Here is a 24,085-nt window from a genome sequence, read left to right as displayed (position 1 = left end):
CGGACAGCGATGTCTTTCCGTTTTATGGAGTGGGTGAACGCTAATCGAGATGTATTCTCAGCCTATAAAGCTGCTTTGGGTTTTATTTGGGCTTGAAATCTGTTTAAGTCCCGCTAAGAGCATCCATTAGTAATCTTTTTCCTAATCCTCTCCCTTGCATTGAAGTGTCAACGGCAAGTTGTCCGATTAACATAGCGGGAATAGGATAACGGGGTAATCTTTTTCTTAGTTGCTCTGGAAGCGAGTCAAACGTAATGCTAGACATACTGATGGTGTAATAGCCAACAACTTCATTACCATATTCTTTGGGAATAGCAACAAATGTTTTGGCAATGCCTTTTCTATCGTTTTGTCCAGCGTATTGCTTCAGGTAATCGTTTAACTTTGGAACTCCGCAGTCGAAAGCATCCTTCCTTACACTGCTATCGAGAGGGTGAAAAATCCATTCCACAAAGTATTACTTTTCGTACTCCTGATATTCACACATCGCCGATTTTAAAGCTTCGTTCGGTTCAGGCGGATTCTCTAGTATCGACAAAAAGAGATCCCGATCTCTATCTGACAAAACTAGTGTTTCATGAAAGGCAATGTCCTTTCTAGCAGCATCAAGTGAGTGGCAAAGCACATAAGAACTTACACTGAGTCCCATCAGTGCAGCTGCCTTTTCAAGCGTCTTTTTTTGCTCTTGGCTCAGTCTCAAATCAATTCTGCTTTCTTTGGTATTGCTGCTGGCTGACATAACTAATGTTTAATCAATTTCAGTGTGGTATCCCGCTATGACATACCAATAGTTTGATGTATTATCCGGCAAATGTCCACACAAATACTAAGAAAAAGGGTGAGTTTTTCGACCCACCCCAAAAGTGATTTGATTACCTCAAGGAGGAGGTACAAGCTTGTGCATCTTGCCAAAGCTTGAAGAGGAAGAATTCAGCGCGATCGCTCATTGCAGTCACAAAAACGCCCTCTCCATTTTTCGAGCCTCCGTCCACCCAGCTACCGTGCAGGCTGACTTCAACATACTCGGCATCGCAAGCACACAAGCCAATAATTTCCGAACCTTCCTGCTGTGCTTCCTCTACCAACCGTCCGATTTCTGGCAAACTAGCCGGAAGTAAGAAGGAAGCGGTGCTGGGTTCGACTGAGATGGGGGTACCCACTCGCAGCGCCAAAATCACCCGCCGTGTCACCCACTCTTCCAGAGATTGAGCCAGACACTCCAAGTAAAAGCCGTTTTCTGTGTAAGTTAATTTCAGCATTGCTTGGTGTCTCCTTACAAATCCAGGTGATCGTGCTGTTCGCGCCAGAACTGTTCGGCAAAGGCAACAGCAGGGTGCATGGGGGCTTTAGGCTGGGTGCGAAGGGGCATTCCCGCTTGAGTCGGGGTGCGATCGCCTTTGCGTTGGTTGCACCTTTCGCAGGCAATCACTACGTTGTCCCAGGTGTGTTTTCCGCCCTTTGATAAGGGTAGGACGTGATCGATCGTCAACTGTTTCGTGTTACCGCAGTATTGGCAGGTGTGGTGGTCTCTCCGCAGCAATTCCCGACGGTTCACTGGGGGAACCTTCCAAACTCGCTCTGCACTCGTGATGGTGAGGCGAATTTGTTCTGGCACCTCGATTACCACGCTGGGCGACCGCACTTGCCAGCCAGGTGCATCGCTAAACTGCAAAGGTTCGGCTTTCCCACCGATCAACAGAGCGATCGCTCGCTTAATATTGACTCGGCTTATGGGCAAGTAGTTCTGGGAAAATACGACTACCGACCTACCTAACACGTCAGTTGCGCTCGTCACGACTTGGCTCCTCATACAATTAACCCCCGCCTCTGGTAATTAGAAGCGGGGGTTGGAAAAACTTTTTGAGTCTTCTCGTCCTATGTTGGTACGGCTACTTTTAGCCTGTACCTCCCGCTTTGTTTGTTTAGTTTGGGTTCTGCAAACCGCAGACTCCCACCATTATTGCGATCCAAAATTTGATCGATCTCCGTACCTCGTCTCTGACTACCATATCCACGCATAAAAAGAAACTCCACGCCCGCACAGGCTGATTCCCAACTCGTTAAAGAGTCGGAATGGCTGGCTGAGATGGAGAAAGCAGGTATATGTGTCACAGGAAGGCTTCTTGAACGGTTTAACTTGAATCTGGCTTTCAATATACTACACTTGTATTACTAATCTGTCCACAAATTTTAGGAGAAAAAATCATGCGTACCCTACCTCGCACCTCAACCACTGAAATGGAAGTCACCAGCATACGCTTGGAGAGAGAACTGAAGGAAGAACTCAAAGAACTCGCAGGTCATCAGGGATATCAAGCTTTGATTCGAGATATCCTCTGGAACTACGTGCAGCAGAAATCCGATGATTATAAACCTCAATTCTCTAGGTCTGATATCCTCTCTAGCGTTTCCGCCACAGCGCAGCAAGAACAGCGCTGTGTACTGACAGGCAAGTTTATCCGACCGCAGGAGCCAATGTTGTTAGGATTTACCAATCATGGCGATCTGGTTCCTTTAAGTGTTGAGAGTTTGTCATCGAGATAGGCTTTTGGTGTCTTCAAATTAACGTCAGCGCAACATAAACAAAAGCGATCGCACTCTACCCCCAGTACAAGGTAAAAAGTGCGATCGCTCTCCAGCTAATGACGAATGGCTACTTGTTCGTTATCATTTGCTCCTTAGACATCCTGTTCGCTTAAATCGCGGGTCATGTGGTCAAAAGGCTGATCTACAAATGCTGTATTTGCAACTCCAGCCGCAGCCACTTGTTCTTTCACAATGTCCTTCATGATTTGGATGCCCATTACGGTCGGGCCAATCGGCACTCCCAAAGAGTTGTAAGTTTCCCGAAGACCTTGCAGCACCCGCTCATCCAGCACATTCGTATCACCTGCAACCAACGCATAGCTGGCATAGCGCAGGTAATAGTCCATATCCCGCAGACAAGCAGCATAGCGACGAGTCGTATATGCATTTCCGCCTGGTCGAATCAGTTCGGGCAGTTCTTCAAACAGCCGTGATCCCGCCTGCTTCACAATCGAAGCTGCATTGGAGTTAATCACAGCAGCCGCTTGGACTCGTGCTGTGCCGGTTTCAAAATAGGATTTCAGGGAATCTACGGCATTGCGATCCAGGTAACGACCCGTAACATCGTAATTTTTAATCAGGTTTGTGACTGCGTCGCGCATGAAATTGCTCTCCCAACAACAAGCTATATAGATAATTTTCTATTGTTTAGTGTGCTGTTGCATACCCAGTTTCTAGGGTGTAGTTTACAACAACAAACACTTTCATTAGCATATATCCATCTCCACAAGCATCTCCACATTGTTGAGAGCGATCGCAGCAATTTTTAGCGGGCAATTTTTTCTGGGGTGCTGCTGTAAGCCTTCTGACGCATCTGGTTGCCATCCCGCGACCGACCCGTAGAGCCAGTTTTTCGACGGCTCACCGGCTTCAACCAACAGACCCCTCTCATGGGCACTGGCAGTAATGTCAGCTCTTCTGGATATCGTGGCTGCGGATCGTTGAGCAACCAAATAGGCGGCACCATCATCGGGTCATATTCAGCAATAATATCAACCACTCCAGGACGCTGCTTTAGCTCCACTCTCGTCCCAGGACGATACTCAAATGCCTCTTGTTCGTCAAAATCTTGATCAAAATCCGTATTTAAATTAAACATCATGCTTCCCCCCGCACAAAAGTAGCCAAAGCTACTGATTAGTAAAATTGTTGCCGCCTATAAGATTTTTTTGTAAATCTCGCTACAATTTTTAACTTTTTCTCGCTTTAAGTCAAACGGTAACTGCCTTATTCTGTATAGCTGAATACAAAATCTCCTGGCACCTATCCCTAGGATGATCCAGTACATCGATGCCTTACGTCTTGAAAAAAGGCTGAAGACTGTTAGCGTAGCGGCGCGTAAGCGCCAACTGGGAATTGAGTGGGAGAGTTCTTGAGATGGGCAAAAGAGGAGACAAAAGATTTTCAGCCAGGAAAGTTGTACTTCTGGATCGGGAAGTCTCACCTGAAAATGCTTGCTTTCAATCCAGGTTCTCCCCCTCTTGACTTGACGATTCACCAACCCTGATGATCGCTCTTACTGTTTTTTCTGCTTTCCAGACTGAGCCAGCTTAGAAAATAAGGAGTCCGTCGTAATGTTCCAGACCCCGCAAGAATTTTTGACTTACGTCAAAGAAAAAAACATCCAGATCATTGACCTCAAGTTCATCGATATGCCGGGTATCTGGCAGCATTTGTCGATGTATCACGACCAAATTGACGAAAGTAGCTTTACCGAGGGCGTACCCTTCGATGGCTCTAGTATCCGGGGTTGGAAAGCCATCAACGAATCAGACATGGCAATGGTGCTAGATCCGACAACTGCCTGGATCGACCCATTTATGGCAGAGCCGACTTTAAGCGTCGTCTGTAGCATTATCGAACCCCGGACGGGCCAACCTTACAGCCGCGACCCCCGCACCATTGCTCAGAAGGCAGTAGACTACCTAATTTCCACCGGCATTGGCGATACAGCCTTCATTGGCCCGGAAGCTGAGTTCTTCATCTTTGATGATGTCCGCTTTGACCAAAACCAGCATGAAGGCTATTACCACGTAGACTCCGTCGAGGGACGTTGGAATTCTGGGAAAAAAGAAGAGGGTGGCAACCTCGGTTATAAACCTCGCTACAAAGAGGGTTATTTCCCAGTCGCGCCGACGGATACCTCTCAAGATATGCGGACAGAAATGCTGCTGACGATGGCGAAGTGCGGGGTGCCAATTGAAAAGCACCACCACGAAGTTGCTACCGGCGGACAGTGCGAACTGGGTTTCCGCTTCGCAACTTTGGTACAAGCTGCTGACTATCTGATGACTTACAAGTACGTCATCAAGAACGTTGCCAAGAAATATGGCAAAACAGTCACCTTCATGCCGAAGCCACTGTTTAACGACAACGGTTCTGGGATGCATACCCACCAGTCGATTTGGAAGGATGGGCAGCCGCTATTCGCAGGCGATAAGTATGCTGGCTTAAGCCAAATGGCGTTGCACTACATCGGTGGCATCCTCAAGCACGCACCGGCGCTGTTGGCTTTGACCAATCCCACAACCAATTCTTACAAGCGCTTGGTGCCCGGTTTTGAAGCACCCGTGAACTTGGCTTACTCCCAAGGAAACCGTTCTGCCTCGATTCGGATTCCGCTATCTGGTACCAATCCTAAAGCGAAGCGCTTAGAGTTCCGTTGTCCGGATGCGACTTCTAACCCCTACTTGGCGTTTGCTGCCATGCTCTGTGCGGGTCTAGATGGTATCAAAAACCAAATTGACCCCGGTGAATCCCTGGATAAGGATATTTACGACCTAACCCCAGAGGAACTGGCGAATGTTCCTTCCACCCCAGGATCGCTCGAAGGTGCCCTGGAGGCGTTGGAAAACGATCACGCTTTCTTGACCGAGACGGGCGTGTTCACCCCAGACTTCATCCAGACTTGGATTTCATACAAGCTCGATAACGAAGTCAACCCGATGCGGCTGCGCCCCCATCCCTACGAGTTCGCTCTCTACTATGATTGCTAATTTCTTTTCTCGCTCATGGGAAGGCAAATTGTGTAGGAACAAAGCTTGACGTTTTTGCTAAGCATTCCTGCCAAATCTAGAGCTTGCCTTTCTTAAAGCGTTCTAAGCTGTGGGGTGGGGTATCCCCTTCCTGGAAAACAACTCATCCCTAGCCCGCCACCCTTATGGGTGGCGCTTTTTCTTGTCCCACTGGAGACAGATGGCAGTTGTCGAAACTGAGTTAACATAAGAAATATGTCTTAACAAAAAGACATATAACCGCGCAGCATTTTCATAGTCGTACTCAGTTTTCAGCACCCATCGTTAGCCTCTATGCAGTCAACCTCAAACCTTGACCCAGCAACTACTATTACTGAGACTTTAACCAAGCTGACCTATCAGACTTTTCAGCAAGGCAAAAATTACTTTGGTTTAGCTCATAAAATATTAAATTCTCAGTTGCTGAATTTAATTTCACCTCCACCGGAGGTGAAAACCAAGCCGATTCCGCCAGAGGTTATACAAAAACTGAAACAAAGGCACGATCGGATTATCGAAGCCGATTGGCAGGATGTTGAGCGAGGTGTATATCCCGCTAGCTTACTGTTTGATAACTCATGGAGCGATTTTTTCCGCTATTATCCGATGGTTTGGCTGGATACGCTGCAAGTGCATCAGCGGGCGAACCAAAAGCGATATCAAGAATTTTCGCCAAACATTTCCACGGATGGTTATCCAAGCTACTACTTGCAAAACTTCCATCACCAAACTGATGGTTACTTAAGTGACTGGTCAGCAAATCTCTATGATTTGCAAGTAGAAATTCTTTTTGGTGGTACGGCAGATGCAATGCGGCGGCGGATTCTCGCGCCACTGAAACAAGGGTTGAAAGCGTTTGATTCTATTCCACCCAGACAAGTTCGCATTCTGGATGTGGCAAGTGGAACGGGGCGCACTTTGAAATTAATCCGCGGCGCTTTGCCGGAAGCATCTCTGTTTGGAATCGATTTGTCACCCGCTTACTTGCGGAAGGCGAATCAGCTGTTATTGGAAAATCCTGGAGAATTGCCCCAACTCCTACAAGCGAATGCTGAGAAAATCCCTTACGTGGATGAGCATTTCCATGCGGTTACTTGCGTGTTTCTCTTCCATGAGCTTCCAGCAGCGGTGCGTCAGCAGGTGATCGAACAGTGCTACCGAGTCACGAAACCGGGTGGAGTCTTTATTATCTGCGACTCGATTCAGGTCAGCGATGCTCCAGACTTGGTGCCACTGATGGAAAACTTCCCAGAAACATTCCACGAGCCATACTACAACCACTACATCACCGATGATTTGGTGAAACGGTTGGAGAAAGCAGGCTTTGAGAATATTTCGAGTGAAGTTCACTTTATGAGCAAGTATTTGATTGCTCATAAGCCGGTTTCTGAAAAGACAACGGCTTTAGATGGAGAACAAAGCGATCGCAAGCTCATGGTTTGAAACACGGTGTCGAGAAGTAGCAACAGAGGGCATTGAGGCTAAGGCTCGTTACTAGGATGGATAGAGCTGTCCTAGTAACGAGAATCAGAAGAAGCGGCTGAAGGCGATCGCTGTATAGGCGATAATTAAACAACTTAACACTTGAAAATAAAAAACTAATCTTTAGAGGTGTCCTCCAAATGTGCCTCTAGGCGATAGAGTTGGTCTAGGCAAACCGCAAAACGATAAGCAGAAGGTATTATGACCACCAACCAGCCTGCTGTGGAAAGTGTTTCCACCCAAGGACTGTCAACAGAGGATCTAGTTACCAATGAGCTGATTGAGGATGCAACGGTAGTCAACTATGTTGATGTAATTCAAACCGTTATCTCCAGCTTGGATCAGGACGATACGGCAATGGTAAGCCGTGGCGAAGACAGCAGCTATCTTTGGAAATTTAAGTACGGTAGCGTTGAGGTGTTTGTGCAACTCACGGGGATTACCGAGGAGGATACTTTCACCGTTTGGTCTTATGTTCTCAAGCTACCTGCGACGAACGAACCGCTGTTGATGCGGAAACTCTTGGAAATGAATTGGTCGGACACGTTTGAATCGCGTTTTGGCATTGTAGATAACCAAGTGGCAGTGCTGACATCTCGCACTGTCGCCGAGCTTTCCCCCGGAGAAATTTCCCGCGCTGTCACTGTTGTCGCGACGATTGCAGATAATAACGACGAAGCTTTACAAGCTGAATTTGGTAGTTAGTTATTGGTCATTGGTCATTGATTTTAGGCAAATGACAAATGACCAATAACCGCTACTGGCGTTTTATTCCGCTGCTGGAAGCGTCAGGTCGCGTCCAGATGGCAATCGACAGATGGTTACTGGAGCAGCACCATCTGGGTTTGCATCCTCCAGCCTTACGGTTTTATACCTGGTCTCCACCGGCAATTTCGTTGGGATATCATCAACACCGCTTACCTGCATCTTGGCAGCAGCTGGCTGCGGCGGGTGTAGTGGATTTGGTGCGGCGTCCGACTGGCGGACGAGGGGTGCTGCACCAGGGCGATTTGACATACATGGTGGTAACGTCAGGACTCGCTGGCAGTCGCATCCAAGCGTACCAGGAAATTTGTGAGTTTTTGATTCAGGGATGGCGATCGCTCGGTCTAGAATTGCACTACGGGTCGGCAGGACGGAGTTACATTCACAATCCCAATTGTTTTGGCACCGCGACGGGTGCCGATTTAGTTTTAGCGGATAATTCTAAATTAATTGGTAGTGCCCAGATGAGGCGAGGCAATACCATTTTGCAGCACGGCTCGATGCGTTTGTCACCAGACGCCACACTGTTTGAACAGGTGTTTGGCGAGGCTGCGGAGCCGGTCAAACTACCGAATAAACAACAGGGAGAGGCGCTAATTCTAACAGTTGTAGAAGCCCTGACGGTAGCAGCTAGGGATTGTTTTGGTGTCGAGATGGTGGTGCAGCCCTTTTCTGACAGTGAGTGGCAGGAAATTTTGGCGCAGCCAGAGTTAGCGATTCCCTCACCGCATAAAGTCTCGGAGAATCCAGCCTTACAGAATCAAGATGGACAATGCTAACGCTAGTGACTCTAAGGTCGGATAACTCGGTGCATATCTAGAACTGGCGGGGCAATTTCAGTCTGCGTTAACAGATCGTGAACTTGTCCTCGGTGGTGGGTCTGGTGATTAAAAAAGTGTGCGATCAACAAATCAACTGGATCGATATAAATATTTCCTTGGTTATTGCGGTACTTGATCGTACCGCTCAAGAATTCGTCGTTTAAACTATCTGAGAAGGCTTCGATGCGCTCATCTTCTAATACACGCGCTTTGGTAAGCTTGTCGAAATCCTCATAGAGAATTGCGTCAAGTCCGGTTGAGGGGACTTCTTTGCCCTCAAACCGCGATAACCAGATGCGATCGCCTACCATGATGTGATTAAGCGTCCCGTGAATACTTTTGAAGAAGGCGGGTCTGATGCGCTTGCGTTCTACATCGTCCAAACGAGTGCAAACTTCATAAAGTCTGCGATTTGCCAGCGTGTTGTAGCGTGCGAGCATCTGGAAGTGCTGTATGAGCATATTCAGACTCGTTTTCTAGTGTCAATTAATCAGTGGTTGATTTTGCGATCGCTTGTAACTGCAAACTCGGCGGATAGGTGCCCTCTGCCTTAACCCGCTTGATTTCTACTTCCGTAATCAGTAAATTCAGCTTCGATGCAACAGCGCGGACAACATCGCCCCGGTCGATAATACCGGCGACTGTCCCAGCCGGTGAGAGGACAGTAATCCAATTTAACTGCTTGGCTTCCATGCAGTTAATTACTTCTACCAAAGGCATTTTCTCTTCAACAGTAGCAATTTCCGTCAGGGGATGCACAATACTATGCAGATTTTGCGTTTCCCACAGACCGCGCTCTACGAAATGCAAATCTTCAACAGAGACTAAACCGCGATAGCGACCTTCACTCGCTGCAAAGTAAACCGGAAAGTGGGAAGCTTCCAAAATGTACTCATCGGCAAACTGGCGCAAGGTCTTGTTCGCATCCACCACCCGAAATTCTTGGGTCATGGCGTCTTTCGCCACGATCTGAAGCAAGGATTCTTGGAGGGTGGTCATCTGGTCGTAGGAACGGGCGTTGCGAATCCCAAACCAGCCGAGTAAGGAAATCCAGAAGCCACTGAACCACTGATCCTTGAAAGCAATAATCGCCACTCCGACAGCGATCGCGCCCCAACCTAAAATTAAACCGCTTTTGGCTGCCCAACGGACGCCCTGAAAGCGGTCTCCGGTGAACTTCCACACGGCTGCTTTCACAACTTGTCCGCCATCTAAGGGGAGACCAGGAATCAGGTTGAATAATGCCAAGACTAGGTTAATCTTTGCTAAGTCTAATGCCATGACCTGCACGATACCGGAGATTGGCAGTCCATGAGCCACTAAGTAAAATAGCGAGTACAGCACTAGGCTGACCGCAGGGCCAGCGATCGCGACTTGAAAGGCTGCTTCTGGGGTTTTGGATTCCCGGTCAATCGCCGCAATCCCACCAAAGAGAAATAAAGTAATCGAATTTACTTCAATCCCTTGCGATCGCGCGACTAAACTGTGACCCAATTCGTGCAGTAAAACCGAACCAAACAGCAATAAAGCCATTAATAATCCCGCACCCCCGCCGAGGACTGGACCCAAGACGGGTGAGAAATCCAGGGCATTCGCAAAGGCGATCAAAGCTAAAATAAAAAACCACGAATAATCTATAAATAGCGGAATTCCGAATAGAGAGCCAACTCGCCAAGCTGCCTGCATCAAACTTTCCCATCTAAATCCTTGCACTTACCAGGATATACGACGGCTCTTGTAGAAGCATGAATGATGGAAAATGAAGCGTGAAGTAGGAGAGTGAGCCTTGCCGACCTTTGGGGTAATTGGTGAGCAGTGTCCACCCTACTAACTTCACTGAAAAGACAGTTATTATCGAGCGAGGGCTTCTAAAGGAGACCCGTATTGGTCAGTCCTAAGATGGCACCTGTTCCCAGGATATGTCCAAAACTCAAACCCGCAATAAATTGAGCGGCGCTAAAGTTCTTACCAAAACCGGGCAGTGGGAAAGGCAGTTTAGGGCCAACTCCCGGCTTTTGGACAGCGTTGCGGGCCAGAAAAAGACCCAGAATGTTGAAAGCAGTCATGACAATGAATACACCAGGGCCGATTGTTGGTGTTGAAGGAACTGTCTGCTGCAATGCTGCAAGTAAACTTAAGTCAATCAATTTCTTTTCTCCTGCTTTGATAAAATCAGCAACGAAGGGATTATAAAACGCGGAGGGAACTGTTGATTCTTCCTGATGGATGAGCTAAATTTTTAAGTCACCCAAAGCAGAAACAATTGCCTTTTAAAGGGCACCCGCGTTGGTTAATCCGAGGATGACGCCTGTTCCAATAATGTGACCGAAGCTCATTGTCGCTAGGAGTTCAGGCACTGTAAAATTGCGTAACAAAGCGGGTTTAGCGAGAGGCAGGTCTGGTCCTACTCCTGGCTTCTGGATAGCGAAGCGACCGATGGCGATCGCCAACAGGTTGCACAGAATCATCACCAATCCGACCATTGGAGTCCACGATGGGGTCGCGGGAACGGTAGATTGTACGGCGGCGAGTATTGTCAAGTGAATCAAGTTCTTGTCTCCTGCTTGGACACAAATATCAAAACCCAAAGTATTATAGAAACCTCTTAGTAAAAAGTCGGAATTTGTTTTAACAGTTAACAGTTATATTAATTTTTGATACAAATCGAAAAAAATTTAATGCGAGTCAAGATTTGCGGGATTACCAAACCAGATCAAGGGCAAGCGATCGCGCAACTGGGAGCAACCGCCCTAGGATTTATTTGCGTGTCCTCCTCCCCGCGCTACGTCAGTGCAGTTCAAATCCGCTCCGTGATGGAACGCTTACCCCCTGACGTTGAGCGGATTGGTGTCTTTGCCAACACAACGCTGGAAGAAATCTATCAATGTGTTGCCGTCGCCAACTTGACAGGCGTGCAGTTACATGGCGGAGAAACACCAGAATTTTGCCGTCAGTTGCGCCAATTGCTGCCCAGCGTGGAAATCATCAAAGCGCTGAGAGTGAAAACTCTAGAGGATTTAACTCAGGCAGATGTCTATGCAGAGTGTGCGAATACCTTGTTGCTGGACGCTTATCATCCCCAAATGTTGGGAGGTACTGGCAAAACGTTGGACTGGAAGAACCTCCAACAGTTCAATCCTAGCTGTCCCTGGTTGCTTGCCGGTGGCTTGACACCAGACAATATTTTGGATGCGATCGCGCAACTGCATCCTAGCGGGATTGATTTATCGAGTGGCGTTGAGCGATCGCCTGGAGATAAAGATTTAAATCGAGTTGCGGATTTGTTTGAGAAACTGCGGGGAACACGGTTCAAGTTGTAGGGAGCTTCGCTCTTTTGGCACGATCGCTTCCTGCTAATGGGTGAACAGATAGAACGAGAGCAAACCAATCCAGTTAGTTTACCCGACTGTGCGAAGTGACAAGCACTTTCTTAAAAGTACTTTGGAGATGTAGAACACCAACAACTCCAAAGGACTCCACATCATGCTTGCTAACGAATCCAATCAAACCTTCACGAATCAAGCTCAGTTTAATAAACCCGTTCTAGGGTTAGGCAGCTCTGGATCGGTAGTTAGAGAATTACAACAAATATTAACTGATAGATGCGCTTATTTCGGAGCTATTCACGGAATTTTTAATCAAGAAGTAGAATATGCCGTCATTGTTTTTCAGAATTGGGTTTTTCTCAAAGAAGATGGCATTGTCGGGCCGTTGACTTGGCAAGCACTTTATACAGGCGCTCCGGTTAATATGCCCATGCTGAAGCGCGGAGCTAAAGGTGAAGCGGTAATCACACTTCAGCAGGTGCTATTTGTAGCCGGTGACTTTAATGATGAAATTAACGGCGTATTTGGGCCACGCACCGATGCTGCTGTTAGATTCTTCCAAAAACGCAACGGTTTATTAGTAGATGGAATTGTTGGTGAAAAGACTTGGTATGCTCTTTCTCAAGTGCGTCAGCAAATGGGGGGATGCTGATTGTAAAACCATTTTGTTCTTTTGTTTGCAACATCTAGACTTCTTAGCCTCCCAATTTATCGGGGGGTGGGGGAATTGTTAATGTAGCGCTTTATGAACCAAATGGTATAAAAACCCGATCCATTAACCGTTATAGGGACACGGCAAGGCCGTGTCCCTACTTTAAGAAATTAGGAGTTTTTCTCTTGATTAGGAGCGAAATCTCCCTGCTGTTACTGCCAACAACGCTTAAAAGAAAGCGGGTTGGTGACGAATTAAATTAAGGAACTCTTCACGAGTTTTTTGCTCGTCCTGAAATACGCCGACCATCGCACTGGTAACAGTCCAAGAACCGGGCTTCTGGACGCCTCGCATTACCATACACATATGGGTAGCTTCCATGACAACAGCGACTCCCTTCGGCTCAAGAATCGTCTGCACCGCTTCAGCAATCTGGCGCGTCAGCCGTTCCTGTACCTGCAAGCGGCGAGAATACATCTCAACAATCCGAGCAAGCTTGCTAAGACCTACCACTTTTTGGTTAGGGATATAGGCGACGTGCGCCTTACCCATAAATGGCAGCATATGGTGTTCGCAGAGGCTAAAGACATTGATATCCCGGACAAGAACCATCTCGTTGTGACCCTCATCAAAGATAGCTCCGTTGACAAGGTCTTCTAGCGACTGAGTATAGCCACTGGTAAGAAAGCGCATTGCTTCTGCTACTCGCTTAGGCGTTTTGAGTAAGCCTTCCCGTTCCGGGTCTTCACCCACTCCCAGTAGCAGCGTCCTTACAGCACTCATCATCTCATCGTTGAGTTCTTCCGGAGGCGGCTGCAAATTGGGTTCTCTACCATTCATTGTGTTGCGGTCAGGTCGCGGCGGAGCAATTTTGGCGCTCAAATCGCCTGATGGGTTAGAGCCATTAGAACCGTGGGAAGAAGCAGTAGTCATGATTCAGTCTTTGTTAAGGTTTGGAGTGGTTAACGGAGTGATGAGTTCGTTAGGGATTTTTTGAGACTGTTGAGTGATGAATTTAGGTTTAATTCATCATTCAAAACTTACAACTCATAAAACGCCAGCGTTCGGCATTAAGGTTAATTCCTCAATCACTGCCTGTTCTGGCACGAGAGCCATGTGCAGAATCGACTGGGCAACGATTTCTGGTGTTAACATGGCTGAACGGTTCAGTTCGACTTGAACCGTTTCTGTGTCCCAAATTGGGGTATTGACAGCACCTGGAGAGATCGTTACAACGCGAATGCCTTTGGCACGTTCTTCTGCTGCGAGGGTTTTCGATAAGGCAATCAGAGCCGCTTTGCTAACGTTGTAGGCACCCCAGCCAGGAAAAGGTTGCTGACCGGCAATAGATGCCACATTAATAATTATCCCAGAGCCGCGATCGCGCATCGAGGGCAAAATTCCCTGGATACACTGAAACGCGCTGGTGAGATTTAGGTCAATCACTTGTTGCCATTCGGATAAAGGTGTTGACATAATCTCGCCGGTGTAGCCCATCCCGGCATTGTTCACCAGAACATCAATCGAGCCAAAGGAGTCAGCGATCGCGGCGACCTTTTCTCTTACCTGCTCAATATCGGCTAGATCCAGGGCATACGCTTTTGCTGTCACCCCAGTCTTCCGAGCAGCTTCAGCGACAGCCTCTAATTTAGACTCAGAGCGGCTGACTAAAGCCACATGGAATCCTGCTTTCGCAAATGCCAAAGCTGTCGCCTTGCCAATCCCACTACTGGCCCCGGTAATCAAGGCACGCCGTTCGATTGGAGAAGTCATCAATTCTTCCCGTATTTTTTGATTAGGTAGCCATCAGCTCTTTGCTTACTTTTCCTACTTGGTTTGGCTACCCTGTAGGAAAGCAAAATAAGCTCAAGCGATCGCCTAGGGGAACGCTTACTACGTACAGTTCTCATTTTTTGAGTCGTTGTCTACGATCGATTCGCTGCCGCCGTTAATTGCTTGCCAGCTCAGCGCTAATTTCTTAAAAGACAACTCCTCTCAACTGAGAACTTGTAATAATTTGTTACCTTGTTGATTATACCACTCGTCACAGCGTCTTCTAAGGTAAACCCCCGCTAGGCAGAGATTTCCGTATAAACGCCAATACTCCGAAACTTTTGATAACGTAGCTCCCGCCGCTGTTGAGAGGTCATCTGGGAGAGTTCTTCTAAGTTTTGCAACAGAGCGTCTTTTAAGATGGCAGCTGCCTTTAGCGGTTCGCCATGAGCGCCGCCAACAGGTTCGGGCAACAGAACATCGAGAATGCCTAAGTTTTTCAAATCCCAAGCCGTAATTTTTAGTGCTGTGGCTGCTTGGGGAGCTTTAGAAGCATCTTTCCACAAAATTGCTGCACAAGCTTCGGGGGTCGCAACGGTATAAACGGCGTGTTCAAACATTAATAGTCGGTCGCCGACGCCAATTCCCAACGCACCGCCAGAACCACCTTCCCCGATAACGGTGCAGAGGATCGGGACATCCAAGCGGAACATCTCCCGCAAATTATAGGCGATCGCTTCTCCCTGCCCCCGTTGCTCGGCTTCCACACCCGCCCAGGCTCCCGGCGTATCGATAAACGTGAGAATCGGCATTCCAAAGCGATTGGCGTGTTCCATTAACCGCAGCGCCTTGCGGTAGCCGCCTGGAGCAGGCATCCCAAAATTCCGGGCGACATTATCCTTAGTATCGCGGCCCTTTTGATGACCCAGCATCACAACGGGACGCCCACCCAGACGAGCTACGCCGCCGACTAACGCTGGGTCGTCATTCCCACCGCGATCGCCGTGTAGTTCCATCCATTCATCGCTCATGGCCTGGATGTAGTCTAATGTACTGGGACGCCGAGGATGCCGAGCCAGTTGCAGCCGCTGGGACGGGGATAAACTATTGAAAATCTCCTCACGAAGTTGCACTGCTCGTGCCTCCAACTGACGAATCTGATCGGAGACATCGACGTCCTGATCTTCTGCAAGTTCGCGAATTTGGTCAATTCGTGCCTCTAGTTCGGACAGAGGCTTTTCAAAATCTAGAAGTAACGGCTTGCGCTCAGAAGAAGTTGACATAGTTCCTAGTCAGCGATCGGTGGTCAGTAGTGCAGCGACGAGCATAGGGGGTCGCCCTTACAATGCTCAGTAGTCAGTCAGTTGTCAGTAGTCAGCCGTCAGGAGTTAGGAGTCAAAGAAAGAAGTAACACTAGACAAAAAATAACTAGCCTTTTTCTATCAACTGACAACTGACTCCTGACTCCTGACTAATAAGTCAACAAAGGTCGGAATCCATGCCTCACGGAGGATTCACCGATTTGCTCCATCTTCTCCACGGTAATTTGATTGCGTCCCCAAGAAAAGTTGGTGTGCCACTTTTCAAATTCCAATAGCATCGATTCGGCAAAACAGGCGAATAACTGGCGTCCCGGAGCTTCCATCAAATTGACGATTTTCATAATCCGCCAGTCAATATCCAGGGAATGCTCAACAATCCCCCCATTGACGACATAGACGCCCGGATGCTGAATTTTTGTTGACAGGTTTTTCGGGTAGCCCCCATCAATCAGCAAACAAGGTTTTTTCAAAACCGTGGGATCAATTTCCATCCCTTTGGGCATACTGGCTACCCAAACTACAATATCAGCCAAAGGCAGCGCCTCTTCCAATCCCATGATTTTGCCTCTGCCGAGTTCCGCCTGCAAAGCTTGCAATCGCTCTTGCTTCCGGGCAATCAGCAACAGTTCTGGCACTTCAGTTCGAGCATCTAGCCAACGACAGACAGCGCTGCCAATATCGCCTGTAGCTCCACAAACCGCCACAGTTGCTTTACTGAGATCGATGCCCAGCTCTTTCGACACTTCTTCCAATTGGCGACAGATAATGTAAGCCGTATGGGTATTGCCGGTAGTGAACCGCTCAAATTCCAGTTTGATATTGCGAACCTGCTTACTTTCATGCAGGTTGAATTCTTCAAAAATAATCGAGGAAAAGCCGCCCAGCGCACTAATGTTAATGCCATGTTTTTGAGCATGAGCCATTGCGTTGAGAACTTTCCGGACTGCTGTCTTACCTCTCCCACTGGCTAGCATTTCTGGTACAAAGCAAGATTCCACATACCGACCTTCGATTTTTTGCCCGGTAATGCTGGTGACAGTGATGTGATCGACGATTTGAGGCGGAGCGCTACACCAAAAATCTAGCCCTTGATCGGCATATTCTGGGTAGCCAAGCTCTCTAGCCACAGATTGAGCGTGTTGCAAATTAGTAAGGTGACCGATTAAACCAAACATGAATGGTTCTAACTACGCCTCTGGATAGGAAAGGAAGGTGGAAGGGAAAAAATAGTTAAATACTCTTAACAATAGTACAAAAAATTGCCGCTCTTCTGAGCGGCAGGTTGATTTACATTGATAAATGGCTGTTTTCTTGCCTTCTAGCGAGCGAAAAGCTCGGATCAGACGTTTACAAGCGCGGGTTTTTGTTCGGTTGAGGCTGGCGTAGCGATCGGATCGTAGCCGAGCTGTTGGGTAATCCGTTCTCTGGCTAAAAGGCGGTACTCCCAAAAATGCTCTCCAGCGGCACATAAGCCGAGATACATATTTAGGAATTGAGGCTTTTGGCGTAAAATCAGCCAAAGCTGTCGCCAAAATTGACCGCGAATTTCAGGTCGCCGAATGCCCTGATGCCAAATTAACTGGGCGACTAGCCGCAGTCCTTTGCCAGCGGGGAAGTACATATTTTGCGTTCTTCCTGGCGGTGGAACGATGTTGAGGCATTGATTAAAACAGCGTCTGAGATAGTTCTGGGGTTCGTACATTGTCCAGAAGCCTTCTACATACTCTCTGGCAATGTCTGCTAGAGGTCGGCTGGGCGTAAAATTCATCAAGGAATTCTGATCGCCAACTTCGGTGATGCCAACTCCTTCTAATAAACGCTGCTCTTTTTGGAGCCGAGTCCACAAAGCCGTATTCGGCAAGGCCTGCAAAATGCCGAGCATGGGTTGAGGAATACTAGTTTCTTCGACAAAGGCTTGAATGCGATCGCCAGCACCCGCGCGTTCTCCATCGAAGCCGAGAATAAATCCTGCATAAATTAGCATTCCGGCTTCGTTGATCTTGCGACACGCTTCTAAAAGCGGGTTGCGGGTATTTTGAAGCTTTCGAGTGACTTGCAGGCTGTCTTGATCTGGGGTTTCAATACCGAGAAAGACGGCGTAAAAACCGGCTTTTTTCATCAACTGTAGTAGTTCATCATCCTCTGCTAAATTAACAGAGGCTTCCGTCATGAAGGTGAAGGGATAGTTGTGTTCCTGCATCCAAGGAATCAATTCTCGTAGCAGGCGCTTGACGTTGCGCTGATTGCCAATAAAATTGTCATCGACGATGAATAGGGAACCCCGCCAGCCTAAGTCATAGAGGCTTTGCAACTCTGCCAACACTTGAGCCGGTTCTTTGGTACGCGGTTTGCGACCGTAGAGGCTGATAATGTCGCAGAATTCGCAGTTAAATGGGCAACCGCGAGAAAACTGAATTGCCATCATCAAGTAGGCATCTCGCTTCAGTAAATCAAAGCGAGGAAGGGGACTTAGGGTAACATCCGGCTTTTCGATGGAGCGAAAAACACCTTTTTCTTGACCCTGCGCGATCGCTTGCAGGAAGTCCGGTACTGTTAATTCTCCTTCATCCAAAATCAGGTAATGCGCGCCTGAAGCGAGAGCATCTTCAGGAACAGACGTTGGATAAGGCCCTCCAACTGCCACCTTTTTCCCCAACTGGACAGCCTTTTTGATCAGGAAATGAAAATCTTCCCGTTGTGCCAGCATCGCCGATAGAACAACGATGTCGCACCACTCCCAATCGGCCTCCGTCTCAGTCTTCACATTGCGGTCATAAAACTTGATTTCCCAATCTTTTGGCAACAGTGCTGCAACTGTAATAATTCCCAAGGGAGGGATGACCGCTTTGAGTCCAGCGATTTCCATAAAACGGTCATAAGACCAAAAAGACTGGGGAAAAGTGGGGGAGAGTAAAAGTGCCTTCATTGACTCTGTCCTCAAACTAGATGACTTGCCTTCAGGCAATTCCCCAGTCTTACTATTGCACTACCTGACTTGACATCCCCCGCAAGCTATACTAGGAAACTATGCAGCGGCAAGCCCGTAGGCTGACATCCGCATGATATCGCGGGTAGTAAAGCCAATATTGCTCAGCGCTTCGCCGTATTGAATCATGAAGTCTTCAACCAGAGATTCTTTGTCCATTCCCAGAACACTGGCGTCCTTCTCAACTTCGTTAAGCATCCGCCAGACGATGGGAAGGTTCTGACGATTGGCTGCTTCAAATTCTGCTTTAGATTCCTCGAAATGGTTTTTCAGCCACACTTCGCCGTAGTTAAGATGGCTGTATTCATCTTTAACAACACCCTCAGTAATTTTACGGGCGAAGTCATCGGCAACCGGGATATAGATGTTGTAAGCAGCGATCGCAAAGCATTCGATAATTAATGCTTGAATCAACAGGCAGGTAACAATCCCGCCTTCTGCTGCCGCATCTTGGAAATTTTGGTGCAATCCGGAGAAGAACTTGCGAGCAAATTCTAAATCTGGCGTCACTTGGAGATTCCGCCCGCAGGCTTCAAATCCTTTCTTGTGACGATTCTCCATTTTGGATAAACGGATTAACTCCTCCTTATCCTCTGGCAGCAATTCTGCTAACTTGATGTAATTCTCATGAGCCTCTTGTTCGCCTTCAATCACAATCGCATTGATGCGGCTGTAGGCGTCCTTGTAGGTTTCACTGTGGAAATCAATTTCTAGGCTGGTTTCAAGCGACGGCATAAATCTCCTGTCTGCTCCTCACGAATAGGTCGGTCTCGGATCGACCTAAATTTCTGTGGAATAGTAACGTAACTTAATCTAATAATTGTACTGTACCTATCCTGGAGCCAAACGGGATCAGTCAATTTAAGTAAGTATTCATGCCTAAGGAAAATCCACAGGATCGATTGTCAGTCACTCAGCTTTCCCAGTTTGCAATCCCGCTGTTGCTGTTGCTGGGCGCTTGTGTCGTGCTACTACCGCTTGGCATCGTCTTCCTTACCTCTTTTGACGAAGTGGGTGCGACACCTGGAGGAAGCTTCTTTCCATCTCACCCCGGCTTTGCCAATTACCGCGAAGCTTGGAGGCGCGGTAACTTTTTATTAGCGTTTGCCAATTCAACCCTAGTGGCGCTAGCTGTAACGGGGTTTCAGACGATTACCGCTGCACTCGCCGGTTATGCGTTGGCGCGGCTGAAGTTTCAGGGGCGTCAGGCAATTCTGCTGATTGTCTTGGCTACGCTGGTAATTCCCTTTCAACTGTTGGTGATTCCAATTTTTTTGGTTTTAAAGTGGGGACACTTGATCAACACTTACTGGGCGCTGATTTTACCTACGGCGGCGAATGGATTTGGGATTTTTCTGTTGCGCCAGTATTTTCAAACCATTCCAGTGGAGTTGGAGGAAGCAGCGGCGCTGGATGGGGCAAACCGCCTACAAATTCTGTGGCGGGTGATGCTACCGTTGTCTCGTCCGGCATTGGTGACGCTGTTTTTATTCACATTTATTGGGGAATGGAACGATTTGTTTAAGCCCCTAATTTTTACAACGCGACCGGAATTGAGGACGGTGCAGCTAGCGTTGGCAGAGTTTCAGGAGCAATTTACGAATAATTGGCCTTTGCTGATGGCGGCTGTTGCGATCGCTACTGTACCTGTCGTGTTACTGTTTCTCGTCGGACAGCGTCAGTTCATTCGGGGGATTGCGGCGACGGGGATTAAGAATTAATCTGACGCTTGCAGGGGATGTCTTCTATATCCCTACAAGATATTGTGCATATATCCTGTCAATCTTGTTACAGTTTGTCACAATCAGGAGTATGCAGAAACTCGGTATATTTTTAATTGTTTTCTCTTTCCTGCCTTGGGTGGCAATCCTCTCAGTGGTGCCCTTGCTACCGCTAGCGATCGCCCAAAAAGCCATATTAGTTCCGATTCTTGCGGTTGTGGGAGAAGTTGCGTTTTGGGTGGGTTTAGTGCTAGTCGGAAAAGAAGCCGCAACCAAATATCGGGCTTACTTGAATCCGCGAGCAATTTGGAGGAAAGTTAAAAAATCGATCCGCCCCAAGAAAAGATCGAATTGACCTATCTTGGGATATCTCTGGAGAAACGCGATTAATCGCCTCTGAAGAGAGCGTTTTAGGCGTTATCTGCGATGACTTTGAGGCGAATCGTGCGATCGCCTTCATCATCCAAACTCACCTCCACAACTTCACCCGCAAGGCGTTCCAAACAAGAAAGGAGCGATCGCAAATGAGGGCTACTTGCGCCAGTGTCTACATACAGCCTATCGGTCAGACTGCCCAGCCGCTTCCAGGTCATGTAAAATTTGGCAATCGTCTGTTCCAGTTGCGCCGCCTGCTTCACCATATCGGCGGCGGTATTTAAACAACCCAGACGCAAAGCTTCCTCTAATGCCATTTCCACGTCAATAGAGGTGCGCTCAATTGCCTGAACTTGAGCGGCGGCGTCTAAGTATTTAGATAAATTCCGGGCATCTGATGTTACCTGTTTAACCGTATCGACATCGGGGTTCCCGGCGACTTCCTCTTTCAGGGCGCTGATGTGAGATTCAGGTAATTTCTCCATTTCCCGCACTAGAGGAGACAGAAAGCGAGGGGGAAGAGAACCCGCGGCTGCCTTTTCCTTGACTTCATCTGGTAGCAATTCTGAATTCATCGCTGTCCATTCGTCGGAGAGTTGCCGCACTTCGCGCCTAGTAATGCGATCGCCTTTATTCGCTGCATCTGTCACCAGTTGTTGGATCTCTGGAGAAGCTTTAGAGGTTTCAATGAAGGCGCGTTTGCTGAAGCTACGAATCGCATCCGGGTCAAGATGTCCCTCTTCTAAAAGGGTATCAGCACTATTTGCTAGTTGAATTAAGGAATATGCCTGACTTTTACTGATTTCCCGTTCTTTCAGCCAATTGAGAAATCCGGTACCGCGTCCGTCACCGCCTTGTTTCTCTCTATCTCGGACTATCCGCAAAATCCGCCCCCGCCAGATTTCTGTCTGCAAGTCGAAGCGATCGCACACCAGCCAAGCATTCTCTACCAGTTGCTGAAACTCAAACTCTGGAATCTGCTCATCCTCTGGATCGGGCAGATCGAAATTTAGATCGACTGGGTTCTGAAGGGCAGCAGCAAGTTCGCTGGGAGATTCGGGTGATTGCACCATTAGTAGCGCTCTATGGGGGTCGATCGCCTTATTATGACACAACCCGTAGCCGCAGACTCTCTAACACAAAAGCGCGATCTTTGCAACGTTAAAATATAAGTCAAATCTTATAGAGGTAAATATGTCAACTAGGACCAACATTGGAAAATTAATTGTGCGTACTCCAGAAATCTGTAGAGGTCGTCTGCGAATTGCAGCGAGGAGAGTTTCTGTTTAAACAATCGCCCTAATCCAACCCGAGCAACAGCATATTTTAAGTGCAGGTCGCTTAGAGCAAAATTCCCTCAATTGCTACCGTTGCATCTGTGGCTAAGATTCTGGCGTTTATTTTGATTCTTCAACCGGAGGTGTAGGGGAAGCTTGAGGAATAACGGTAGCACCTCGATATTTTAATCCCGATGTCGGTTGAGACACCGGCATATTTTCTGTTTTGCGGACTTTACAAACCTGACCCCGGTATTTTCCTGTAACTTCAACTTCTGCTACTTCAACAGTTGAAGGGGTGGATTCGTAGTTAATCCCGCGATAGCTGAGTTGAGTCTTGTCGTCTTCCTGAAATTCAGGCTGAGGCTCAATCTTAGGCTCAGATTGCGTGTCAAATTGAGCCTCGACTACAGGCTGACATTGCTGCAAAAGTCGTCTCGCGCTTAGCAGTACAACCAATAGCAGCAATACCTGAATTTGCCAAGGCGCTACAACCAAACTTACAAATAAACCAACAAGAGAAATTGCGGCGGCGAGATAGGAAATTTCGTCAGCAGAATTTTGAAGTATATAGACAGCTAGCAGGGTAATCGCTAGCGGCATGATGAAAGACAAGGACATATTTATCACTTCTGAAGTTACCTCTGAAACTAGAGTGCGAAGTGTATTTAAAAATATAAGCGAATTATTACTAATCAGCCTACTACTGGTGGATTAATTTGGCTCATCCTTTTGGTTGAACAGTTGAATCCTAAATCGGTCGTATTTAAGAACTGGCTGAGGTTCCAAGCAGAGAAGAAACTATCATAACTGGCGGGAAAGCGATCGCAGCCTAACAATACGGCGACAGATCTCTCTCAGCGCTCACTTTTGACAGCGGTGCGGACTTTGTTTATATAGCGAGTAAGACGAGAAAATCCCGCCTCTACTGGAATTTAGCATCAAATGAACAATACTTAGGAGACTTTTACTGCTAAAAACGATACAAAGATTCTGAATTTAGAAAATCTGTATCGCGCATAAACTCAAGAATCTCGGACGCGATCGCATCTGCGTGACTTCCCGCCGCATCATGACCGCAGTCGGGGATAATCTTAAACTTAGAGCTGGGCATACAGGCATGAAGTTTTTTGCCATCAGCAACTGGGAACCATTGATCTTGATCGCCCCAAAGAATTAGAGTCGGACAGGCGATCGCACTCAGGTTATCTTGAACGTTACGAATTAAATTCGGTTCATTCTTTACCAATCGCTGAATTTCTTGCGCCGCGTGTTGTAAATCCTCGGCAGTTTTTGTCAAAGCATTCGGAAATTCAACATACGGATAAGTAATCCAGTAAACTTCTTCGGGTGTGATTCGTGTCCAATCCACTACAACTTCCCGACGCCCGAAGGCTACAATTTGCCACAGTAGCGGTGCAAACAGTTGAGTCACGCGCAGATGATCCGCTATCTTAACTAAATCTAACGGCAAATCTGCTAATAACTGCATCCCCCAAAATGGCAATCGTTTGAGGAAAATCGGTACATTAATTACAACTAATCGATCGAATAAATCTGGATGCGCTTGGGCGGTGGCGAGGGTCACTAATGCCCCCAAAGATAGGGCTACCACAACAGCCGGTTCATCGCATAACGCTCGCACGATCTGCTCTAGTTCGAGCGATTGATGACCGAGTATTTCCGGGTGTGATGGCATCTCGGAAAAACCGTGTCCTTTCGCATCGAAACAGATGACGCGAAAATGTTGTGACAACGGCTCAATTGCGTAACGCCAATTGTAGCTCCAGCTCGCCATTCCATGCACTAAAAATAGCGGTTTACCTGTACCTTTTTCGCCATAAGCAATTTTTACAGGATTCCCGTTAGCATCAGAAATGGTTATCGTTTGACGCCCGTTTGGAAATGTGGCTTCCCACCAGTCTTTCTTACTCATCTGTTGTACAATTCCCTTGAGAATCGAATTCAAGGGTTAGCCAATAAAC

General features: G+C 47.7%; 28 protein-coding genes. 9 read left to right on the top strand and 19 right to left on the bottom strand.

All coding sequences use genetic code 11. The annotated features are described in order from the left end of the window. Positions 1-103: 103 nt before the first annotated feature. The 4 genes from NDI33_RS17325 to NDI33_RS17310 all read right to left on the bottom strand — a co-directional run bounded on the left by NDI33_RS17325 (position 104) and on the right by NDI33_RS17310 (position 1,795). Positions 104-451 (bottom strand): GNAT family N-acetyltransferase, encoded by a 348-nt coding sequence (locus NDI33_RS17325; protein WP_190678725.1) that lies wholly within the window; start codon positions 449-451, stop codon positions 104-106. A 6-nt stretch (positions 452-457) separates the two neighbouring features. Continuing rightward, positions 458-739, bottom strand: a complete 282-nt coding sequence (locus NDI33_RS17320) for a DUF1778 domain-containing protein (protein ID WP_190430711.1) — start codon at positions 737-739, stop codon at positions 458-460. Between the two features lie 133 nt (positions 740-872). Beyond that, positions 873-1,259 carry an alr0857 family protein gene (locus tag NDI33_RS17315; RefSeq protein WP_190412376.1) on the bottom strand — a complete coding sequence of 129 codons (387 nt, stop codon included), beginning with the start codon at positions 1,257-1,259 and terminating at the stop codon, positions 873-875. A 14-nt stretch (positions 1,260-1,273) separates the two neighbouring features. Then, positions 1,274-1,795 (bottom strand): HNH endonuclease, encoded by a 522-nt coding sequence (locus NDI33_RS17310; protein WP_190412857.1) that lies wholly within the window; start codon positions 1,793-1,795, stop codon positions 1,274-1,276. 410 nt (positions 1,796-2,205) lie between these two features. Here NDI33_RS17310 and NDI33_RS17305 point away from each other — a divergent pair, with 410 nt between their 5' ends. Then, on the top strand, positions 2,206-2,544 hold the full coding sequence (locus NDI33_RS17305) for a hypothetical protein (protein WP_190678723.1): 339 nt from the start codon (positions 2,206-2,208) through the stop codon (positions 2,542-2,544). 134 nt (positions 2,545-2,678) lie between these two features. Here NDI33_RS17305 and apcB read toward each other — a convergent pair whose 3' ends face one another. Both apcB and NDI33_RS17295 read right to left on the bottom strand, forming a co-directional pair. Continuing rightward, positions 2,679-3,188, bottom strand: a complete 510-nt coding sequence (gene apcB / locus NDI33_RS17300) for an allophycocyanin subunit beta (RefSeq protein WP_190434291.1) — start codon at positions 3,186-3,188, stop codon at positions 2,679-2,681. 164 nt (positions 3,189-3,352) lie between these two features. Then, positions 3,353-3,688 (bottom strand): hypothetical protein, encoded by a 336-nt coding sequence (locus NDI33_RS17295; RefSeq protein WP_242033276.1) that lies wholly within the window; start codon positions 3,686-3,688, stop codon positions 3,353-3,355. A 472-nt stretch (positions 3,689-4,160) separates the two neighbouring features. On the opposite strand from NDI33_RS17295, the gene glnA reads away from it, so the two are divergent. From glnA to NDI33_RS17275, 4 genes are all read left to right on the top strand, one after another. Beyond that, entirely contained in the window at positions 4,161-5,582 is a 1,422-nt protein-coding gene (gene glnA / locus NDI33_RS17290; RefSeq protein WP_190412373.1) for a type I glutamate--ammonia ligase, read from the top strand. A 348-nt stretch (positions 5,583-5,930) separates the two neighbouring features. Beyond that, positions 5,931-7,043 (top strand): methyltransferase domain-containing protein, encoded by a 1,113-nt coding sequence (locus NDI33_RS17285; protein ID WP_190678737.1) that lies wholly within the window; start codon positions 5,931-5,933, stop codon positions 7,041-7,043. A gap of 240 nt (positions 7,044-7,283) precedes the next feature. Further along, complete coding sequence (locus NDI33_RS17280; RefSeq protein ID WP_190678722.1) at positions 7,284-7,787, top strand: YbjN domain-containing protein; 504 nt, start codon at positions 7,284-7,286, stop codon at positions 7,785-7,787. A gap of 38 nt (positions 7,788-7,825) precedes the next feature. Then, positions 7,826-8,626, top strand: coding sequence for a biotin/lipoate A/B protein ligase family protein (locus NDI33_RS17275; RefSeq protein WP_190678720.1), 801 nt, complete (start codon positions 7,826-7,828; stop codon positions 8,624-8,626). An 11-nt stretch (positions 8,627-8,637) separates the two neighbouring features. On the opposite strand, the gene NDI33_RS17270 is transcribed toward NDI33_RS17275, so the two are convergent. The 4 genes from NDI33_RS17270 to psaK (NDI33_RS17255) form a co-directional block, all read right to left on the bottom strand. Continuing rightward, positions 8,638-9,129 (bottom strand): DinB family protein, encoded by a 492-nt coding sequence (locus NDI33_RS17270; protein WP_190412370.1) that lies wholly within the window; start codon positions 9,127-9,129, stop codon positions 8,638-8,640. 25 nt (positions 9,130-9,154) lie between these two features. Next, the gene (locus NDI33_RS17265) at positions 9,155-10,354 is read right to left on the bottom strand and encodes a site-2 protease family protein (protein ID WP_190678735.1); all 1,200 of its coding nucleotides are present in this window, start codon (positions 10,352-10,354) and stop codon (positions 9,155-9,157) included. A gap of 182 nt (positions 10,355-10,536) precedes the next feature. Continuing rightward, the gene (psaK, locus tag NDI33_RS17260; protein ID WP_190412368.1) at positions 10,537-10,815 is read right to left on the bottom strand and encodes a photosystem I reaction center subunit PsaK; all 279 of its coding nucleotides are present in this window, start codon (positions 10,813-10,815) and stop codon (positions 10,537-10,539) included. A 123-nt stretch (positions 10,816-10,938) separates the two neighbouring features. Further along, positions 10,939-11,217 (bottom strand): photosystem I reaction center subunit PsaK, encoded by a 279-nt coding sequence (gene psaK, locus NDI33_RS17255; protein WP_190412367.1) that lies wholly within the window; start codon positions 11,215-11,217, stop codon positions 10,939-10,941. 129 nt (positions 11,218-11,346) lie between these two features. On the opposite strand from psaK (NDI33_RS17255), the gene NDI33_RS17250 reads away from it, so the two are divergent. After that, entirely contained in the window at positions 11,347-11,988 is a 642-nt protein-coding gene (locus tag NDI33_RS17250) for a phosphoribosylanthranilate isomerase (RefSeq protein ID WP_190430705.1), read from the top strand. Positions 11,989-12,151: 163 nt separating this feature from the next. Then, entirely contained in the window at positions 12,152-12,646 is a 495-nt protein-coding gene (locus NDI33_RS17245; protein ID WP_190412365.1) for a peptidoglycan-binding protein, read from the top strand. Positions 12,647-12,874: 228 nt separating this feature from the next. Here the strand turns inward: NDI33_RS17245 and folE are convergent, their stop codons facing one another. The 6 genes from folE to NDI33_RS17215 all read right to left on the bottom strand — a co-directional run bounded on the left by folE (position 12,875) and on the right by NDI33_RS17215 (position 19,462). After that, the gene (gene folE / locus NDI33_RS17240; protein ID WP_190412364.1) at positions 12,875-13,579 is read right to left on the bottom strand and encodes a GTP cyclohydrolase I FolE; all 705 of its coding nucleotides are present in this window, start codon (positions 13,577-13,579) and stop codon (positions 12,875-12,877) included. Positions 13,580-13,693: 114 nt separating this feature from the next. Then, a complete protein-coding gene (locus NDI33_RS17235; RefSeq protein WP_190528750.1) occupies positions 13,694-14,419 on the bottom strand; it encodes an SDR family oxidoreductase in 726 nt (241 codons plus the stop codon). Positions 14,420-14,718: 299 nt separating this feature from the next. Continuing rightward, positions 14,719-15,702 (bottom strand): acetyl-CoA carboxylase carboxyl transferase subunit alpha, encoded by a 984-nt coding sequence (gene accA, locus NDI33_RS17230; protein WP_190412362.1) that lies wholly within the window; start codon positions 15,700-15,702, stop codon positions 14,719-14,721. A gap of 188 nt (positions 15,703-15,890) precedes the next feature. Next, positions 15,891-16,916, bottom strand: coding sequence for a long-chain acyl-[acyl-carrier-protein] reductase (locus NDI33_RS17225; RefSeq protein ID WP_190412361.1), 1,026 nt, complete (start codon positions 16,914-16,916; stop codon positions 15,891-15,893). Between the two features lie 164 nt (positions 16,917-17,080). Continuing rightward, positions 17,081-18,667 carry a B12-binding domain-containing radical SAM protein gene (locus tag NDI33_RS17220; RefSeq protein WP_190678718.1) on the bottom strand — a complete coding sequence of 529 codons (1,587 nt, stop codon included), beginning with the start codon at positions 18,665-18,667 and terminating at the stop codon, positions 17,081-17,083. 99 nt (positions 18,668-18,766) lie between these two features. After that, on the bottom strand, positions 18,767-19,462 hold the full coding sequence (locus tag NDI33_RS17215; protein ID WP_190678717.1) for an aldehyde oxygenase (deformylating): 696 nt from the start codon (positions 19,460-19,462) through the stop codon (positions 18,767-18,769). Between the two features lie 140 nt (positions 19,463-19,602). Between NDI33_RS17215 and NDI33_RS17210 the strand changes: the two genes are divergently transcribed. Both NDI33_RS17210 and NDI33_RS17205 read left to right on the top strand, forming a co-directional pair. Then, the gene (locus tag NDI33_RS17210; RefSeq protein WP_190678715.1) at positions 19,603-20,448 is read left to right on the top strand and encodes a carbohydrate ABC transporter permease; all 846 of its coding nucleotides are present in this window, start codon (positions 19,603-19,605) and stop codon (positions 20,446-20,448) included. A 91-nt stretch (positions 20,449-20,539) separates the two neighbouring features. Beyond that, entirely contained in the window at positions 20,540-20,803 is a 264-nt protein-coding gene (locus tag NDI33_RS17205) for a transporter suffix domain-containing protein (RefSeq protein WP_190678714.1), read from the top strand. Between the two features lie 55 nt (positions 20,804-20,858). Here NDI33_RS17205 and NDI33_RS17200 read toward each other — a convergent pair whose 3' ends face one another. The 3 genes from NDI33_RS17200 to NDI33_RS17190 form a co-directional block, all read right to left on the bottom strand. Next, positions 20,859-21,896 carry a hypothetical protein gene (locus NDI33_RS17200; RefSeq protein ID WP_190678712.1) on the bottom strand — a complete coding sequence of 346 codons (1,038 nt, stop codon included), beginning with the start codon at positions 21,894-21,896 and terminating at the stop codon, positions 20,859-20,861. A 324-nt stretch (positions 21,897-22,220) separates the two neighbouring features. Beyond that, complete coding sequence (locus NDI33_RS17195) at positions 22,221-22,721, bottom strand: DUF4278 domain-containing protein (RefSeq protein WP_190678711.1); 501 nt, start codon at positions 22,719-22,721, stop codon at positions 22,221-22,223. Positions 22,722-23,073: 352 nt separating this feature from the next. Further along, entirely contained in the window at positions 23,074-24,036 is a 963-nt protein-coding gene (locus NDI33_RS17190) for an alpha/beta hydrolase (protein WP_190430697.1), read from the bottom strand. Between the last annotated feature and the right edge of the window lie 49 nt (positions 24,037-24,085).

The organism is Trichocoleus sp. DQ-A1 (assembly GCF_039961955.1).
GTDB lineage: Bacteria > Cyanobacteriota > Cyanobacteriia > Cyanobacteriales > FACHB-T130 > FACHB-T130.
The sequence above is the reverse complement of the archived record's forward strand: the minus strand, read 5'-3'. Positions and strand labels throughout refer to the sequence as shown.